A 16732-nucleotide genomic window follows, 5' to 3' on the forward strand; every position below is an offset into this window, starting at 1 on the left:
GGCGCCCCGCCGACGCGCTCCTGCGGAGCCACGCGAGCTCGAGTCGTCCTCGCTCCCCATCTGGCCCTCACAGAGAGAGGTAGTCAAAACAGGTAGATCATCTAACGGATGCTAGGAGTGCAAGGGGCCTCGGGTCAACGGCCTCGTGATGGCGCCTACGGGGCGAAGAGCGAGCGCAGGTCGTCGACGGACGTGACGGGGCGCTCGCACACGAAGTCGTGGCACACGTACGCCGCGGGCGCGCCGTCGGCCTCGCCCCGGCCCTCCAGCAGCGGGACACGGACGGCAGCGGGGTCATCCGGGGCGGCCACGGCCACGACCGTGCCGGGCCTCAGCGCATCCCAGACGGCGCGAACGAGCGCGTTCCGCTGCTCGCCCTCCGCCCCGACGATGGCGATCTCGCGCGGCCCGGCCACAGCGAACTCGACCGCCTGTAGCAGCCAGCCGTAGCCGGTCGGCATGCGCGCGACGTCGCCCTGGAAGGTGGCGATGACCTCGTCAGCGACCTCGCGCCAGCGCGCCTGGCCGGTGTAGGCGGCGAGTCGCAGCGACACGTCCGCCATGACGCTGTTGCCGGACGGCGTGGCGTTGTCCCAGGTTTCCTTCGGTCGGCGGTACAGCTCTTCGCCGTCCGCTGCGGTCTGGAAGAAGCCGCCGCCGTCCTCGTCGCGGAACCTCGCCAGCGCGTCGTCGGCCAGTTCGACCGCGCGGTCGAACCAGCCCACCTCCCCCGTGGCCGCGTACAGATCCAGGTACGCCGCTGTGAGGTAGGAGACGTCCTCGAGGAAGGCCGGTACGGATGCCCGGCCGTCCTTCCAGGTGTGATGCAGGACGCCGTCCACGACGAGGTTGGCCTCGAGGAACCGCGCGATGCGGACCGCCTCGGTGGTGTAGCGATCCACGTCGAGGTGGACCCCGGCACGCGCCAATCCCCGGATCGCGAGGGCGTTCCAGGAGGTGAGGACCTTGTCGTCGAGCCCCGGGTGCACACGTTGCTGACGATGCGCGTAGAGCGTCTCCCGGACCGCCTCGAGGTCACGGCGGAACGAGTCGGCGTCGAGGTCGTTCTCGGTGACGAAGTCGTCACGCGGGACCGGCTCGTGGAGGATGTTGGTGCCCTCCCAGTTGCCGTCGGCAGTCACACCGAAGAAGCGCGCGAACACGTCCGCATCGGCGCCGGCCTCGGCGACGACCCCGCGGAACTCCTCGTCGCTCCACACGAAGAACCTCCCCTCGACGCCCTCGCTGTCAGCGTCGGTGGCGGACCAGAGGCCTCCCTCCGGGTGCTGCATGTCGCGCAGCAGGTAGTCGGCCGTCGAGCGAGCGACGCGGGCGAAGCGGTCGTCGCCGCTCGACACGGCCGCTTTCGCGTAGCAGGGCAGCAGCAAGGCGTTGTCGTACAGCATCTTCTCGAAGTGGGGCACGAGCCAGTGGGCGTCGGTGGAGTAGCGGGCGAAGCCGCCACCGATCTGGTCGTGGATCCCGCCCCGCGCCATGGCGTCCAGCGCCTGCCCCGCCGCGAGCAGCTCGTCGTACCCGCCGGTGCGCGCGTGTCGGTCGAGCAGGTACTCGATCGTCATGGCCTGCGGGAACTTCGGGGCGCGACCGAACCCGCCCGCGTGCCGGTCCCACGCCTGCTCGAGGATCGTGCTCGCTGCGTGGTCGGTGACGTCGAGGTCGACGTTGCCGCGGGGCGCCTGCTGCGCCGCGCGCTCCCTCAGCGCGGTCACGAGTCGCTGCGACTGTTGGGCGACCTCGTGACGCCGTTCGGTCCACGCCTCGTGCACCGCTTCGAGGATGTCCGTGAAGCCCGGCATCCCCTGGCGTGCGGGGTGGGGCCAGTAGGTGCCGCCGAAGAAGGGCTCGCCGTCGGGCGTCAGGAACACCGACATCGGCCAGCCGCCGTGGCCGGTCATCGCGGTGACGGCGTCCATGTAGACCGCATCGACGTCGGGGCGCTCCTCCCGATCGACCTTCACGTTCACGAAGTGCTCGTTCATCAGGCGGGCGACGTCGGGGTCCTCGAACGACTCGTGCGCCATCACGTGACACCAGTGGCAGCTGGAGTAACCGACCGATAGGAAGATCGGCTTGTCCTGCTCCTTGGCCTCATGGAAGGCGTCCTCACCCCAGGGGTACCACTGCACCGGGTTGTCGGCGTGCTGGAGCAGGTACGGGGAGGTCTCGGTGGCGAGGCGGTTGGACACGGGGCTCCGGAGCGACGGGGTCACCTCCCAGGCTACGAGGTCGCCGCCAGGCCCCGCCGACCGAGCGTCCCGCCTAGGTGCGCCGTGGTCCCCGTGCGCCCATCCTCGGCCCGCGGCCGGTCGTAACTTCATCCCCCAGATCGCTCGCATATCCGAGCGGATCGGGGGACGAAGTTGAGCGACGCTCCGTGGAAGCGACTCGGCCTCCTCACCCACGCAGAGGGTGTAGTCCGCTACGTGCTCATGCGACCTCTAGCCGACCGGCCCGATAGCCACGGTTCTCTTGCTCGGATCCATCAGCAGGTCCAGTTCATACACTGTTATACTCGGGTGTCAGGGAGGTGACGGCGACGGAGCGAAGATCGAAGGTGCTGTCGGTGTCGGTGCCCCCTGAGCTCGCGCGTGACTTCGAGCGCCTAGCCGAGGAGCAGGGGCGGAACAAGAGCGAGCTGTTCCGCGAGATGCTCCGGATCTACCAGGCCTACCAGGAGACCGGACGTTTCGAGATCCTCCAGCGCTACGGATCGGCGCGCGCTAGGGCGGTCGGGGTCGCCGACGAGGGCGACGTCGAGCGGTTGATCAAGGAAGCGCGCCACGGGTGAGGGTCGTGCTCGACACGAACGTGCTCGTGTCGGCGTTCGTGTTCCCAGGTGGGCCACCCGAAGCCGTCTACCGGCGCATGCTGTCCGGTGAGGTCACGATGATCGTGTCCCGCCCGTTGTTGGCCGAGCTCGGTCGAGTGCTGATCGACAAGTTCGACTGGGAGCCGGCCTACGCCGAGGAGGTGGTCGCCCAGCTGCTCCGCATCGGCGAGCTCGTCGAGCCGGGCGACGTGGTCGAGGACATCGAGGACGATCCCGCGGACAACCGAGTGCTGGAGGCGGCCGCCGAGGGCGAGGCGGACGTGATCGTCAGCGGCGACCGTCACCTGCTCGCGCTGGGCCAGTGGCGAGACATCCCCATCGTCAACCCGGCCGGGTTCGTCGAGGAGGCCTGACAGCGCCGCGTTGCGGCGCCGACCAGCAACGGTGGAGTTCTTCCCACCTGGGAAGACGGCGGGAAGAACTGAAGCGAACTCGCAGGTAGACGGGGGCAGAACCACCGTAGACGGGGTCCTACGGCGCTGTCGCGACGGACTCTGGTGTTATCACGTGGCTCCAGTGGCAGGACGAGTAGCCGACGGAGAGGAACACCGGGACGTTCCGGCGACGTCCCGTTGCACGGGCGGTTCCCTCGCGGTCGCTCTCGCCTCGGGGGTGATCCGTACGCTCTCGACACGACGCGGGATCGAACCCCCCTGGCGCGCGCCGTCCGCCCGCACCATATGTCCCACAGGGACTTGTCCGCTAGCGATCCGGTTGAAGCTGGTATCAGGGCGTGCGAGCCAGGGGGTGCTGGGCGGATCGCCGGTGGTGTGGGGCTGCGGTGCGGCTTCGTCTCGCTTCCCGCCATAGCCGCGAGAACGTAGCTACCGAGGCTGGGAGGCCGGGCAATGTGGACACCTGCAACCACAGCTCGAGACGGTCGAAGTGGTAGGTGTGTGAGCTGATGCCGTCCTCAGCCAGCGCGTAGATCGACACGCCTTGCCAGCACAACCGCCGTCCGCTGCTGGGAAGGTCGATCGAGGGCATCCGCAATCGGCCGAGGTGCGTGCCTCGTTCGCGCCATTCCAACGCGATGAGCCCGGGTTCTGACAAGACGCGCAGGACGTCGGAGGCGACGTCGGGGAACGCACGGAACCATGCCGTCCACATGGCCTCGGCTCCGCTGCGTCCACGGATCTCCATGCCCGGGAGCGTGATCCGGCAGGCAGGCGAGTACAGCGCCGCCAGCGCCTGGGGGTCGTGCCGGTGGTAGGCATCGAGGAGCGCCAGCAGTTGTTCGGGGAGGTTCCGCAGCGGCGACCGGGTCATCGCTCGTCGCCTCCTGCAGACTCGCCGGGCCGGGTCGCGAGGAGGCTCGCGTAGGCGATGTGCCCGAAGAACCGGCCCGCAGCCATCCGGCGTCGAGCCTCATCGCGCAACGCGTCGGCGGCGACGGCTTCGATCACGCCCTCCTCCGCGAGGGCCTGAGCCCCGAAGTCGATGATGGTCGGGATGTAGGTGGGTGCTTCGATCTCGACGTAGCCGTGGCTCTCCAGGTCGAGCGCGACGAAGCCCGCATCCGCCACCAGGGTGTGCAACCGGCGGACGAGCCACGGGTCATACACGAGGCGCGACACCGCCGCGGCGACGCATGCCTGGAGCGGGTCTGCAGGAGACAGGGCGCCTGTGGTGGTCGCGTAGTCGCCGTCGAACACCAGCAGCGTCCCGCCGGGTACCAGCACACGGAACGCCTCCTGGAGGGCGGCGGTTGGGCCCGGGATGTGACACAGCGTGGTGGCGAAGACGACGACGTCGAAGCGTCGGTCTCCGAAGGGCAGCTCCCGACCGTCCGCGAGGTCGAAGGCCACCGCGGGGTCCGCACTGACGGCGCGGCGGGCGTACTCGACGAACCGGGGACAGGGATCGATGCCCACGACCTCCGTGACTCCCGGCAGAGCTGCGAGCTCCCGGGCGACCACTCCGGTGCCGGATCCGACTTCCAGCACCCGGCAGCCGGCACGGCGGGGGATCCGCGACAGGACAACCTGGCGCAGAGCCCTTTGGCGCGGCTCGGCGCCGCGGACCTCGAGCCGCGTCATCAGTGCATCGGCGGTGGCGGCATCCAGCTCGCCGCCGCGCGCGTACGGGTCCGTCGGTACCGTGCCGGTGCTGGGCGGCGGGGCGGTCTTCGTGAGCATGTCGCGCCTCCGATGATCCGGTGGCACGACGGTACGGATCCGACCACGCCGGTGTATCCGTACCAGTACGGAGATCCCGCGGCTACAGCCCGAGCGTGGCGGCCTGGCGGGCCAGCTCTAGCTTGGACGACAGGCCGAGCTTCGCGTACACGTTGGCCAGGTGCGTCTCGACGGTGCGCTCACCGATGGACAGGCGCTCCGCGATCTCTGCGGCCTGGAGGCCGTCGGCGGCGAGCCGTGCCACCTCGAGTTCGCGTCTGGTGAGCGACCTGCGCCCCCAGGACGGGCGCGGCCGGCGTGCCCGGCGGACCCCGGTGACGAACGCCTCGACCTCCGACACCGCGGCATCCGCGTCGCCGATCCACGGCCAGTGGTCGATGCCGGGCAGCTCGATCAGTGTGGCCCCCGGGATCCTGGCCGCAAGGTCGCGTCCAACGTCGATCGACACCCACGCGTCGTCCACGCGGTGGAGCACCAAGGTCGGCGCGTTGATCCGATCGAGCACCCGACGCAGATCGATGCTCGCGTTGGACCGCATCACCCGCCGCAGGATGCCCGGACCCGCCGCTGCTCGCACGTAGCGCACGAACCAGTCCAGGTAGCGCTCATCTCCGGCGATGGTCGGGTTCGGTAGCTCGATCCCGGTCCCGTCCTCGCGGACCTGATCCAACCCCTCGACGAAGGACTCGAAGAGCTCCGGGGACCAACCAGGCGCGTCATCATCGGTCTTGACCATCCGCGTGAATCCTGCCCAGAGGACGAGCTCGGACGTGCGCTGCGGGTGCGCGACCGCGAACAGCGCGCTCAGCGCCGCACCGTCGGACACACCGAACAGCGCCGCGCGCTGCGACCCGGCCGCGTCCATCACGGCGCGGATGTCGTCAACCCGCTGCTCGATCGGAGCGTCTGACTCGACCGGATCCGACAGGCCCGTGCCGCGTTTGTCGAACCAGATCAGGCGGCTGAAGCTTGCGAGGTCCTCCAGGAACTGCGCCAGGAAAGGCTCCTCCCAGGCGAGGTCGAGATGAGACACGAAGCCGGGCAGGAACACGAGGTCGATCGGCCCCGCGCCGATGACCTGATAGGCGAGGCTGACGTCGCCGTTCCTGACATAGCGCACCGTCGACCGCACGGCGCCCCCTCTTGTCGTGGCCCAGTCTGCCATCCTGTGCGCGCGTGATGGAGGCACGTACCGTGCCTGCCGTCCGACCACACGTCGCACGGCGGCGATCGCGCGCCACAGCCGAACGACAGTGGCGCGGCGCCGCAGCGCGCCGAGCGAAGCCCGACCCTGCCGGCACGCGATCGAGGGGAACGTCGGTGGAGCGAGCCGGGAAGGGGCCGACGACCGCCTGGGGCGGGCTGCAACGGCGCCTGCGCCGGCTCGTGCCACGCCCTGTCCAACGCGCCGACCTCGCGGTCTTCCGGGCGCTCGCCCGTACCGAGATCCCCCTGCTCGGTCCGCTCCTCCCCCGTCTGTCGACTGCCGCGAACCACTCGCGGCTCTGGATGGTCCTCGCGGCCGTGATGGCCCTCCGCGGTGGACGGTCAGGACGCCGCGCGGCCGTCAGGGGCATGCTCGCCATCGGCGCGACGTCGGCCGTCACGAACCTGCCCGCGAAGATGCTGACGGGACGGGTGCGCCCGGACGTCACCGTGGTCCCCGAGATCCGCCGTCTCGTCCGCGTGCCGACCTCCACGTCGTTCCCCTCCGGCCACTCGGCGTCGGCGTTCGCGTTCGCCACGGCCGCGTCCCTCGAGCGCCCCGGACTGCGTCCCTGGCTGTTCCCGCTCGCTGCCGCGGTCGCCACCTCCCGCGTCTACACCGGCGTCCACTACCCCGGCGACGCGCTCGTGGGGGCGGCCATCGGGGTCGCCGTCGCGTACGCCACGCGCCGCCCCTGGCCGCTCGTGACGGACGTACCGGCGACCGCGGACGCGCCGGACGACGGAGCGATCCTGCCCGACCGTGACGGGACAGGGCTCGTTCTCGTCGCCAACGTGGGCGCCGGGAACGCGCTCTCCCGCCAGGAGACCGACCGACTGCGACGCGCGCTGCCCGGGATCCGCATCCTGCGGGCGGAGCCCGACGAGGACCTCCCAGCCACGCTGCGGCGGGCAGCGAGAGACGCCCGGACGCTGGCGGTCGCCGGCGGGGACGGCACGGCCAGCGCCGGCGCGCAGGTCGCCGCCGAGGCGGACATCCCGCTCGCCCTCGTACCCGCTGGAACGCTCAACCATCTTGCACGTGACCTGGGGATGGACGACCCCTCGGCGATCGTTTCGGCGGTGCGGGCCGGCCGCGCCATCCGTATTGACCTCGGCGAGATCGACGGGAGGACGTTCGTGAACGCGGCGAACGTGGGGGCGTACCCCCACCTCGTAGCAGCGCGTGAACGGCTCGAGGAGCGACTCGGGAAGTGGCCAGCGACCCTCTGGAGCGCGCTGCGGATCATGGCCGGCGGCGAGCCCATCGAGATCGACATCGCCGGGCGCCGACGCCGCGTCTGGCTGCTCTTCATCGGCAACGGGCGCTACGTCACCGAGGGTCTGACGCCGGCGCGCCGGGATCGGCTCGACGAGGGCCTACTGGACGTCCGTCTCGTCGACGCGGCGCACCCCTGGGCCCGCACCCGGGTGCTCCTCTCGATCCTCACCGGTCGGCTCGGCAGGTCCGGGCCCTACGAGCACTGGACCACCACGGAGCTCCACATCCGCTCGCACGAGGGGCCGCTTCTTCTGGCGCGGGATGGCGAGACGTGGCAGGGGCCCCAGGAGTTCACGGTGCGCAAGCGGCCGCGATCACTGCTCGTCCTCCAGGCGTGATGCCGCTCCGTACGCTGATCTCGACGACGGGAGGCGGGAGAGCGTCCTCGCCCCATGAGACGGGTACCAGTCCACGGGTTGTCGGCGTGCTGCAGCAGGCACGGCGCGATCTCGCTAGCGAGACGGTTGGGCACGGGGCGCTCCATGGCCTTGGGGCCCCGCCGAGGCTACGGGCGCGGGCGGTCCACGAAGGCCGCGGCCGCTCGCAACTTCATCCCCCAGATCGCCCGCATATCCGATCGGATCGGGGGACGAGGTGGAGCGACGCCAGACCGCTAGCGCCCCAGACCCCGGCGATCGGGCTGCGAACTTCCGCGTCCGTGGCGTAGCAGCAGCGCGGTGGTCAGTAGCAGCGGCCCGATGATGGCCATGCCGGTTCCGGTCGCCGGTAGATCGGGGGCGGGTTCAACCCCCAGTTCAGGAGTGGTGTCCGGCTGGGGTTCGCCGGTGTCTGCGGCGGTGACCGGAAGCAGCAGGTAGCTCGCTTGGGCCTCGTCGAGGGACACCGTGGTGACCGCTGGACGCAGGAGGTTGAGGTGGTTGGGTGTGTCTGCCGAGTACAGGTCGACGCGGAGGCGGTGTCCGGGTCGCAGGGTCTTCGCGGTTGGCCACACCTCGATGAGGTACTCGTGCACCTCGCCGGGCACCGGCGGTTGCAGCGTGTCGCGGGTGTGGGGGTGGAAGGGCACGACGACCTCACCGTCCACGACCTGCGACCGGTCGGTGTCCACGGCACGATGGGAGGCGCGCAGGAAACCCTCGGTGAGCAGGTGAGCGGTGCCGTCGGGTGCGACGTCGGAGACCTTCACGACGAAGTCGGTGTCGTGGTACGGCGGCAGCAGCTGGTCGAGAACGGGCGGTTGATCGTCGGTGGGCTCGTCACCGCCGTCAGCGCCCTGGGTTGCGGCATGCAGACGCAGCATGAGCGGTCCCGCGAACGTGAGCCGCTGATCGACCACGTCGGTCTGGAAGGTCAGTCCGGCGCGTTCGCCATCGATCCGCTGGTCGTGCTGCGGGTGGGGGACGGCCGGCAGCGCGTTGTCCCACCGTGATGGGAAGGCGGTCGCGCCGGTGGAGGGGTCGTAGAGGTAGGTCGCGCTGGCTCCGTCGGCGTCGGGTGCCGAGAACGTCATCGTTCCGTCAGCACGCAGGTAGAGGCGTTGGTACTCGGTGGGCGGAGGCCAGCTGGCCGTCGTGCGCCACGTCCCGGTGTCGTCATCGAGGGTCCCCTCACCCAACTCGTAGTAGCGCACCCGCTCGAGCCCGAACCAGTCCGGCTCAGGGCCGTCATCGAGCCAGTACCTGTACCAGTCGATGAGCCGCTGGAGATCGTTGGCCGGCTCGATGAAGTGTGTACCGGCATGGTTCCAAGGACCCACGATCAGGTAGTGCGGACCGCCATCCCCGCGCTGCTCGCGCGCCAGTGCGGCCTGGAACGTCAGCAGCTGACCGCGCGTGAACGTGTCGAACCAGCCGGCCAAGTGCAGAGCAGGGACGTCGAAGTGCTCGATGCGCGAGAGCACTGAGGAGTCGCGATACAGCTGCTGCGTCCAGCCCGGGTCGGAGTCGTCCGACGTGTAGGTCGCGTCGTCGTAGGGCGCGGTCATGTAGATGGGCCACATCGGGTCGTTGTTGGCCAGATGATCGCTCCACGAACTCGCACCCTGGGTGGTGTGCAGGTTGGTGGGAGGCTGGACGTACAGCGCGGTGGCCGCCGACGACCAGGCCGCCCCGAACGAGCCGATGAGCTGACCGCCGTGGTAGACGATGTCGCGATACAGGTCCCCGAAAGCCCGCTGCGGAGCGATCGCGGCCAGGTGACGGGCAGTGCGCTCCGGAGGCAACGACGCCGTGAGGTACTGGATGATCCCCGAGTAGGACCCGCCGAACATGCCGACACGTTGAGTGCACCAGCCCGAGTCCTCCGCAGCCCAGTCGATGACCTGCGCCGCATCCCACTGCTCACGCAGCGAGAACACGATGTCGTACTCGCCCTCCGATCCACCCGTCCCACGGATGTCCACCTCGATCACTCCGAAGCCCTCACCCGGCAGCACAGAGACCGCCTCCGCCGCCCGGTTCTCCTTGCGGTACGGAGTCAGCTCGACCAGGCACGGGACCTGGACCGAACCATCGGTGGGCGTACCTGCAGGCAGGTACACGTCGGCAGCCAGCCGCACGCCGTCATCCATCTCGATGTAGACGTCGGTGAGCACTACAGGCTCCTCAGCCGCCGCGGCCAACCCCGGCAGCGACATCAGCGCCATCGCCGCCAACGCCACAGCGGTCATCCTCTGACGCACATCCACTCCTCTAGGCCCGGACCCGACACGGTCGGTGCCGTACTTCGCCGGTCGCACGACGACCTCCTTGTCCGCCAGGGCTCCCGGGCTCCACGGTCGCCCACTCGTGCCGGGCCGAGTCGCACCCTCAGGGCCCACCGGTACGGGAGTGCCGCGTCCGACCGGACGGTTGACACAGCTGGCGCTATGTGGCTTGCTCACCTAGTGGTGCGATCACCGACGCGCGCGGCACATCCGACGATCCGGGAGGGGGACGAGGATGGTTCTCCTCGCAGTAGGAGCCGTGGGGGCCACCGTGTGGTGGCTCGGACTGCTCGTGGTCCTCGCCGTGGTGCTCGCGATCGCCTACCTGGCGCACCAGGTCACCCGGAACGTCGCGGAGATCCGTCGGTACTCCCAGGACATCCTCGAACACGGGGTCGGGCTGGCCGGTGAGCTCGACCCGGTGCCACTGCTCGGCCGCACGCGGGAGCTCGTCGTGACCGTCGCCGACGCCTTCCGTCAGCTCGTCCAACGTCTGGCACCCCGCATCTAGGAGCGCCATGGTCAACGCCCTGTACGTTGCCTCGGTCGCGGTCGTCGCTGTGCTCGTACTCGCACTCGCCGCGTACCTGCTGACCATCCTCTACCTGCTCCGGTCGACCCGCGACACGCTCGGCAAGGTCCTGTTCGGGGTGCGGGCGATCGCCCACCGGGCCGAGCCGATCGGACCCGTGCTAGCCGACGCCAACCGCGAGCTGGGCACGGTCCGCGATGCGTTCAACGACGCGTTCCCAGACGAACAACCGGCAGCGCCCGAGCGCCGGCCCTTCCTCAACCCCGAGCTGCGGCCATGAGCCTCGAGCTGCGTTGCGCCGAGCTGGGCTTGGCCTGCTCGCACCGGATGTCGGGCGGGTCGGAGGAGGAGCTGACGGATGAGCTGCGCAGGCACGCCGCGGACCGGCACGACGTTCCCGAGCTCAACGACACGCTGATCGACTACGCGATCAGCCGCGCCCGTCGCGGATCGGAGACCTGATGGAGGTCGATACCACCACCTGGATCGTCGGCTTCGCGATCGGCGGCGCCGTGGTCGTCATCGTGGTCGCCGTGGTCTTGGCGATCACCTTCTACGCGACCCGGATACGCGATCAGGTCGCCGAGATCGTCAGCGCCCTCCAGCATGCGGAGACGAACACGGCTCCCCTCTGGAACGTGATGGAGGTCGGATACCGGACGAAAGAGCTGCGCCGGGGTGCCGAAGAGGTACGTCGCCGCCTGGGTGGATGAGGAGAAGATGATGCTGGCGACGGCGGTGACCGGCGCGTTGCTGGGGTGGTGGTGGGCGGCGTTGGCCGCCGGCCTCGTCGTGGCGTTGGTGGTGATCGTGCTGCTGCACCGACTGCTGACGCGGGTCCACGAGATCGAGGACGGCGCCCGCCTGGTCTGGTCCACGGGCAAGGCAGTCGCGCGCAACACCGCGACCACCTGGATGTTCGACGACACCGCCGACGCCCTCGAGGACCTGCGCGACGAGGCGCTGCGACACGGGGAGCTGCTGCGCGGAGAGGGGAGCTGACCGTGCTGGAACTGCTGATCACGCTCACGATCGTCGAAGCCGTCCTCGTGCTCGCCGTGCTCGTCTGGTACCTGATCCGGCTCCGCATCAGCCTCCGGAACACCGCAGGCTTGCTGGCCAAGACCGCCTTCGGCGTACGCGCCATCGAGACCCAGGCCGGAGCGATCGGGCCCGGCGTCCTCCGCATCAACGCGGTCCTGGAGGAACTGGCCACCGTGGGGCCAGAGCTCGTCGCGGCCGCCGACCAGTCCACCGACAGCTGAGAGGATCGACGATGCCGACGCAGACACCGCAGCGCACCCCCGCGGAGCAGCTGCTGGAGGTGCTCGGCCCCGTCGAGCGCTACACGGGGGAGCGCGACGATCTCGGTGACTTCGGGTCGCCGGGCCGGCAGAGCATGGCCGCCGCCCTCGCTCCGGTCGCGGGGGAGGTTCCGGCGACCTCCCTGGGGCCCCTCACGAAGGTGCACGCGTTCTGGTTCGCCGGGATGTCCTGTGACGGCTGCACCGTGTCGGTGACCGGGGCCACCACACCGTCGGTCGAGAGCCTCCTGCTCGGTTCGCACCCCGGGTTGCCTCAGGTGGTACTGCACCATCCGGTCGTCGACACCGAGTCCGGTCCCGCGTACATGCGTCCCCACGAGGCGGCGGTCAAGGGCGAACTCGATGAGCCCTACGTGATCATCCTGGAGGGCTCGGCCACCGACGAGACCCGCGCCATCAACGGCGGGGGATACTGGGTCGCGCAGGGCGAGGAGCCGTGGGGCCCGGACGGTGAGGAGCGCTCCGTCACCACCGAGGAGTGGCTCGCCCGACTCGCACCAGGCGCCGCCGCGGCCATCGCGATCGGCACCTGTGCCACGTGGGGCGGGATCCCGTCGGCCGACGGCAACCCCACGGGGGCGATGAGCCTCATGGACTTCCTCGGCAAGGACTACCGCAGCGCCTTCGGCCTGCCGGTCGTGAACGTCCCGGGCTGCGCCCCGGTCGGGGACAACTTCACCGAGACCGTGGCCGCGATCCTCTACTTCCTGCAGGGCTTCGGCCCACTACCGGAGTTCGACGAGTTGGGACGTCCGGCCTGGCTGTTCGGGGAGACGGTCCACCGCCACTGCGTCCGGGGGGCGTACTACGAGGAGGGTTCGTTCGCCGAGGAGTTCGGCGATCCGAACTGCCTGGTCGAGATCGGCTGCTGGGGCCCGGTGGTCAACTGCAACATCACCTCCCGAGGCGCGATCCGCCACGTCGGCGGGTGCATGAACTCCGGCGGGGCATGCATCGGCTGCACGATGCCGGGCTTCCCCGACAAGTTCACGCCGTTCTACAAGACACCACCGGGGTCGGCGGTGTCGACGAGCGCCTCCCGTCTCCTCGGCAGCCTGATCCGTCCGCTGAGGATGACGACCAACGAGCACCTCAACCGCGAGGTGCGCTGGGACCTGCACCGCGAGACGCCGAGCGGCTGGGCGAAGCACAAGTCCGAGCCCGGCCTGCTGTCGCGTATCGAGCATCGCCTGTACGACGCGCTGCGCCGCTCCAACGACCGTGGCAAGAACGACGGCGATGCCTGGGGCAAGCGCAGCGAGTGGACGGACAAGCGCGACCCGGAGGACGAGACCAGCGACGTCGACCAGCGCGACAACGTGCTCGAGTCGACCGAAGGAGATCGCTAGATGTGCTTCCGCAACCTGCCCGTCGACTTCGACGAGGCCGGCAACGCCCGGCTGCGGGGCGGCATCCCCGACCCGTACGCCGTCTCGGTCAGCAGACCGGACATCGCCGAGACCGATGCCGACCGTGAGGAGCGCATCCAGAGGTTGATGGCCCGTCAAGGGCACATCAAGGATCTCAACATGGATCCGGTCACCCGTGTGGCCGGCGCCCTGGCCGTGAACGTGACGGCCGATCTCGATTCCGGCCAGTACCTGGATGCTCGCTCGCAGGCGACGCTGTTCCGCGGCTACGAGGTGATCCTCATGGACCGCGATCCCCGCGACGCCATCTTCGTGTCATCACGAGCCTGTGGCGTCTGCGGCGGGGTGCACTCGCATGCTGCGGCGTACGCCATCGAGATGGCGATGGGCCTGAAGCCGCCGCCGCTCGGCACGGTCATCCGCAACCTCGGTGAGGCTGCCGAGATGGGGTACGACAACCCCCTGCACCTGTACCTGCTGGCCGGCCCCGACTACTCCGAGTCCATCATCAGGCAGTCGAACCCCGAGCTGTGGCCCAAGGCCGAGAAGTGGTCGTGCCCGAGCCAGGACATCCACCGGTTCAAGAAGATGTCGGACCTCATGACGGCGCTCAACCCCCTCACGGGCGCCCTCTACCGCGAAGGCCTCGAGTTCACCCGGGTGGCCCGCGAGCAGTTCTCGATCCTCCACGGCAAGTACCCCCACCCCCAGACCATCGTCCCGGGCGGTGTCTCCACCACGTTCACCCTGCAGACCCTCAACGAGTACCACTCGCGACTGGCGCAGACCTTCGACTACGCCCAGCGCATGCTGGCCATCTGGGACGACCTCACCGAGTTCTTCTACGAGGCCGACGACCGCTACGGCGATGTGGGGACCCGCCCGTACGACTTCATCGATCCCGGGTACTGGGACGACCCGTACGCGTACGACGCCACCTACGAGAACTGCACCGAGTGGGGGCTGCGCCGGCCCTCGACCCCCGGGGTGGTGATCGATGGCGAGCTCATGACCACGCGGCTCACCGACATCAACATGGGCTGGGAGGAGTTCGTCGAGCACTCCTACTACGAGGAGTGGGCCGGGGACCGCTACCAGACCGACCACCTCGGCAACCCCATCAGCCCCTACCACCCCTGGAACAAGCGCACGCTGCCCAAGCCGAGCGAGAAGAGCTGGAAGGACAAGTACACCTGGGCCTGCACGCCCCGCTGGGACCGCACGTCGGTCGAGGCGGGCGCCTACGTCCGGCTGCTGACCACGGCCATGGCCCAGGAGCACCCGCCGAACGACTTCTACGAGGCCACGGGGCACTCCCTGCGGATGGAGGTGCCGAAGGGAGAGCTCGGTACGAGGGAGTACGAGTGGCACGTGCCCGAGAAGTGGAACGCGTTCGAGCGCAACCGCGGCCGTGCCTACCACTACCTGTTCGCCCAGCTCATCGGCATGACCAACGTCCTCACGGCTTACGACCTGCTGCGCAACGGCGAGACCCAGGTCGCGGCCGTGCCGCCCGACGAGCTCGACAAGCACATCCCGAAGGAGGAGGTCCGCAGCGTCGGCTGGTGGGGCGCCGGGCGGGGATGGCTGACCCACCACCTCGTGATGGAGCAGGGCAAGATCGCCAACTACCAGATCTGCACGCCGTCGACCATCAACGCCTCGCCGCGCGACCCCTGGGACCAGCCAGGGCCGTACGAGCAGGCCGTGATGAACACGCCGATCATCGAGGACGTCTCCGACCCGTCGAGGTTCACCGGGATCGACATGCTCCGCACCATCCGCAGCTTCGACCCGTGCATGCCGTGCACCACCCACGTCTACACCGGCAACGGCGTCATCACCCGCGAGGTCAACACCTGCGCGTGCGGTGACGACTGAGACCGGTCAGCCCGTGGTCACGCTCGTCGGGGGTGTCGGCGAGCTCTACCAGGGCGACCTGGACCTGGGCCGGCGGGTCGCGGAGCTGCTCACCGAGGAGGATCTCGGGCATGGCGTCGCGGTGGAGGACCTGCACTACGGCGCGGTGGCCGTCGCCCAGTACCTCCAGGACCTCGCTCCCGACACCCTGATCCTGATCGGCGCGGTCGCCCGAGGCCGCCCCCCGGCGACGCTCGAGCGCCGACGCATCGCCGCGGTCACCCTCGCGGGCGCAGATCTGCAGCTGGCGGTCGGGGACGCGGTGACCGGCTACGTGGCCATCGACCTCGTGATCGAGGTCGGAGCGGGGCTCGGGGCCTTACCGGATCGCGTGGTCACCATCGAGGTCGAGCCCGTCACCACCGGCCCTGGGGACGCCCTCTCACCGGAGGTCGGCGCAATGGTCCCACAGGTGCTCGACCTGGTGCGCACGGAGGTGGAGCGTGCTCCGGTGTTCGGTCTGGCGGCGCGCCTCGTCGAGCAGGTCGGCGACGGACATCTGGAGCCGTCGCCGAGCACCGAGTCGCTCGCGGTGCTGCTGGGGGCGCTGAGCAGGACGGAGCGAAGCGGCCACTGGGGCCGCACCTTCTCCCACCGCGACGAGCTCGAGCACCGGCTCGGCCGGGGCGAGACGTCGCCTGGCATGGATCATCTCGACTGGGGGCTCGTGTGGTCCCTCATCGAGGAGCTGGACCGGCTCGAGGGCGCGGAGGCACGACGCATCGCCGGCACGTGATGCTCAGTCGTCCTCCGCCTCCAGCTCACCGAGGTGCTGAGGCCGGACGGCGATGCGGCCGCCTGCGGCGGTGGCGATGACCAGTGCTCCGTCGTCCTTCAGATCCGCAGCCGTGCCTTCCACCCTCGGACCGCCCGGTCCCATCGGGATCATCAGCGCCCGGACCTGGGCGCCGAGCGTCGCGCAGCACGACCGGAGCTGATCCAGCACCGGGCCGGGCTCCCGTGACAGCGCCCGATCCAGCGCCTCCGCAGCGTCAGCGATCACGGCCGCTCGGGGCTCGCCCGGTGCCCGGATCAGGACCGTGGCCACTGCCCAGTCGACCCGTGCGGGACCGAGCTCTGCGTGGATGCCGACGTGTGCGACGGGCCGGTCGTCGCGCGCCAGCAGATCGGGCCAGTACCACTGCGCCCCGACCCCGACGATCTCCACCAGCGCGACCGCGGCCGCCGCGTAGAGCCAGCCCTCGCGCTCCGGCGACAGCCCGGGGCGCAGGATCTGCGAGAAGGTCGCGTCCTCCGGCGCCACCTCCCAGGGCCGTCCGGCCCGCCCCCGTGGGGCCGCCTCGTACCCGGCCACGACGACGGCCCCCGCCGGCCCCTCTCGCCGGGCCCACGACTGCGCCTCTGCGGCGGTCGACAGGAGGGCTGGGAAGAAGCGGAAGGGCCGGTGTCCGAGGGCCTCAGCCACCGCGTCGTCACGTAGCG

General features: G+C 69.9%; 18 protein-coding genes and 1 pseudogene. 12 read left to right on the forward strand and 7 right to left on the reverse strand.

Annotated features, from left to right (window positions below):
* Positions 1 to 155: 155 nt before the first annotated feature.
* Entirely contained in the window at positions 156 to 2339 is a 2184-nt protein-coding gene (locus KY469_16490; protein MBW3664699.1) for a thioredoxin domain-containing protein, read from the reverse strand.
* Positions 2340 to 2575: 236 nt separating this feature from the next.
* On the opposite strand from KY469_16490, the gene KY469_16495 reads away from it, so the two are divergent.
* On the forward strand, positions 2576 to 2809 hold the full coding sequence (locus KY469_16495) for a ribbon-helix-helix protein, CopG family (protein MBW3664700.1): 234 nt from the start codon (positions 2576 to 2578) through the stop codon (positions 2807 to 2809).
* A complete protein-coding gene (locus KY469_16500; protein MBW3664701.1) occupies positions 2806 to 3204 on the forward strand; it encodes a putative toxin-antitoxin system toxin component, PIN family in 399 nt (132 codons plus the stop codon). The genes KY469_16495 and KY469_16500 overlap by 4 nt, the downstream gene beginning before the upstream one ends.
* Positions 3205 to 3340: 136 nt before the next feature.
* Here the strand turns inward: KY469_16500 and KY469_16505 are convergent.
* The 4 genes and pseudogenes from KY469_16505 to KY469_16520 form a co-directional block, all read right to left on the reverse strand.
* Positions 3341 to 3400: pseudogene (locus KY469_16505) on the reverse strand (thioredoxin domain-containing protein).
* Between the two features lie 177 nt (positions 3401 to 3577).
* Positions 3578 to 4120: an ester cyclase gene (locus tag KY469_16510; protein MBW3664702.1), complete on the reverse strand. Its 543-nt coding sequence runs from the start codon at positions 4118 to 4120 to the stop codon at positions 3578 to 3580.
* On the reverse strand, positions 4117 to 4989 hold the full coding sequence (locus KY469_16515) for a methyltransferase domain-containing protein (protein MBW3664703.1): 873 nt from the start codon (positions 4987 to 4989) through the stop codon (positions 4117 to 4119). The genes KY469_16510 and KY469_16515 overlap by 4 nt, the downstream gene beginning before the upstream one ends.
* Before the next feature lie 82 nt (positions 4990 to 5071).
* Positions 5072 to 6121, reverse strand: a complete 1050-nt coding sequence (locus KY469_16520) for an alpha/beta fold hydrolase (protein MBW3664704.1) — start codon at positions 6119 to 6121, stop codon at positions 5072 to 5074.
* Between the two features lie 188 nt (positions 6122 to 6309).
* On the opposite strand from KY469_16520, the gene KY469_16525 reads away from it, so the two are divergent.
* The gene (locus KY469_16525) at positions 6310 to 7815 is read left to right on the forward strand and encodes a phosphatase PAP2 family protein (protein MBW3664705.1); all 1506 of its coding nucleotides are present in this window, start codon (positions 6310 to 6312) and stop codon (positions 7813 to 7815) included.
* Between the two features lie 275 nt (positions 7816 to 8090).
* On the opposite strand, the gene KY469_16530 is transcribed toward KY469_16525, so the two are convergent.
* A complete protein-coding gene (locus KY469_16530; protein ID MBW3664706.1) occupies positions 8091 to 10118 on the reverse strand; it encodes a CocE/NonD family hydrolase in 2028 nt (675 codons plus the stop codon).
* Positions 10119 to 10401: 283 nt separating this feature from the next.
* Between KY469_16530 and KY469_16535 the strand changes: the two genes are divergently transcribed.
* The 9 genes from KY469_16535 to KY469_16575 all read left to right on the forward strand — a co-directional run bounded on the left by KY469_16535 (position 10402) and on the right by KY469_16575 (position 16025).
* Entirely contained in the window at positions 10402 to 10653 is a 252-nt protein-coding gene (locus KY469_16535; GenBank protein MBW3664707.1) for a hypothetical protein, read from the forward strand.
* A 7-nt stretch (positions 10654 to 10660) separates the two neighbouring features.
* On the forward strand, positions 10661 to 10954 hold the full coding sequence (locus tag KY469_16540) for a hypothetical protein (GenBank protein ID MBW3664708.1): 294 nt from the start codon (positions 10661 to 10663) through the stop codon (positions 10952 to 10954).
* Positions 10951 to 11136, forward strand: a complete 186-nt coding sequence (locus tag KY469_16545; GenBank protein MBW3664709.1) for a DUF1059 domain-containing protein — start codon at positions 10951 to 10953, stop codon at positions 11134 to 11136. Before KY469_16540 ends, KY469_16545 begins: the two co-directional genes overlap by 4 nt.
* Positions 11136 to 11387 carry a hypothetical protein gene (locus KY469_16550; protein ID MBW3664710.1) on the forward strand — a complete coding sequence of 84 codons (252 nt, stop codon included), beginning with the start codon at positions 11136 to 11138 and terminating at the stop codon, positions 11385 to 11387. Before KY469_16545 ends, KY469_16550 begins: the two co-directional genes overlap by 1 nt.
* Complete coding sequence (locus tag KY469_16555; protein MBW3664711.1) at positions 11380 to 11676, forward strand: hypothetical protein; 297 nt, start codon at positions 11380 to 11382, stop codon at positions 11674 to 11676. The genes KY469_16550 and KY469_16555 overlap by 8 nt, the downstream gene beginning before the upstream one ends.
* Before the next feature lie 2 nt (positions 11677 to 11678).
* Positions 11679 to 11939 (forward strand): hypothetical protein, encoded by a 261-nt coding sequence (locus KY469_16560; GenBank protein ID MBW3664712.1) that lies wholly within the window; start codon positions 11679 to 11681, stop codon positions 11937 to 11939.
* Positions 11940 to 12073: 134 nt separating this feature from the next.
* A complete protein-coding gene (locus KY469_16565) occupies positions 12074 to 13348 on the forward strand; it encodes a hydrogenase expression protein HypE (protein ID MBW3664713.1) in 1275 nt (424 codons plus the stop codon).
* The gene (locus KY469_16570) at positions 13349 to 15250 is read left to right on the forward strand and encodes a nickel-dependent hydrogenase large subunit (protein ID MBW3664714.1); all 1902 of its coding nucleotides are present in this window, start codon (positions 13349 to 13351) and stop codon (positions 15248 to 15250) included.
* A complete protein-coding gene (locus KY469_16575) occupies positions 15240 to 16025 on the forward strand; it encodes a hypothetical protein (protein ID MBW3664715.1) in 786 nt (261 codons plus the stop codon). The genes KY469_16570 and KY469_16575 overlap by 11 nt, the downstream gene beginning before the upstream one ends.
* Positions 16026 to 16028: 3 nt before the next feature.
* Here KY469_16575 and KY469_16580 read toward each other — a convergent pair whose 3' ends face one another.
* Complete coding sequence (locus KY469_16580; protein MBW3664716.1) at positions 16029 to 16715, reverse strand: hypothetical protein; 687 nt, start codon at positions 16713 to 16715, stop codon at positions 16029 to 16031.
* Between the last annotated feature and the right edge of the window lie 17 nt (positions 16716 to 16732).

The sequence above is a fragment of the Actinomycetota bacterium genome (assembly GCA_019347575.1).
Classification (GTDB): Bacteria; Actinomycetota; Nitriliruptoria; order Nitriliruptorales; family Nitriliruptoraceae; genus JAHWKY01.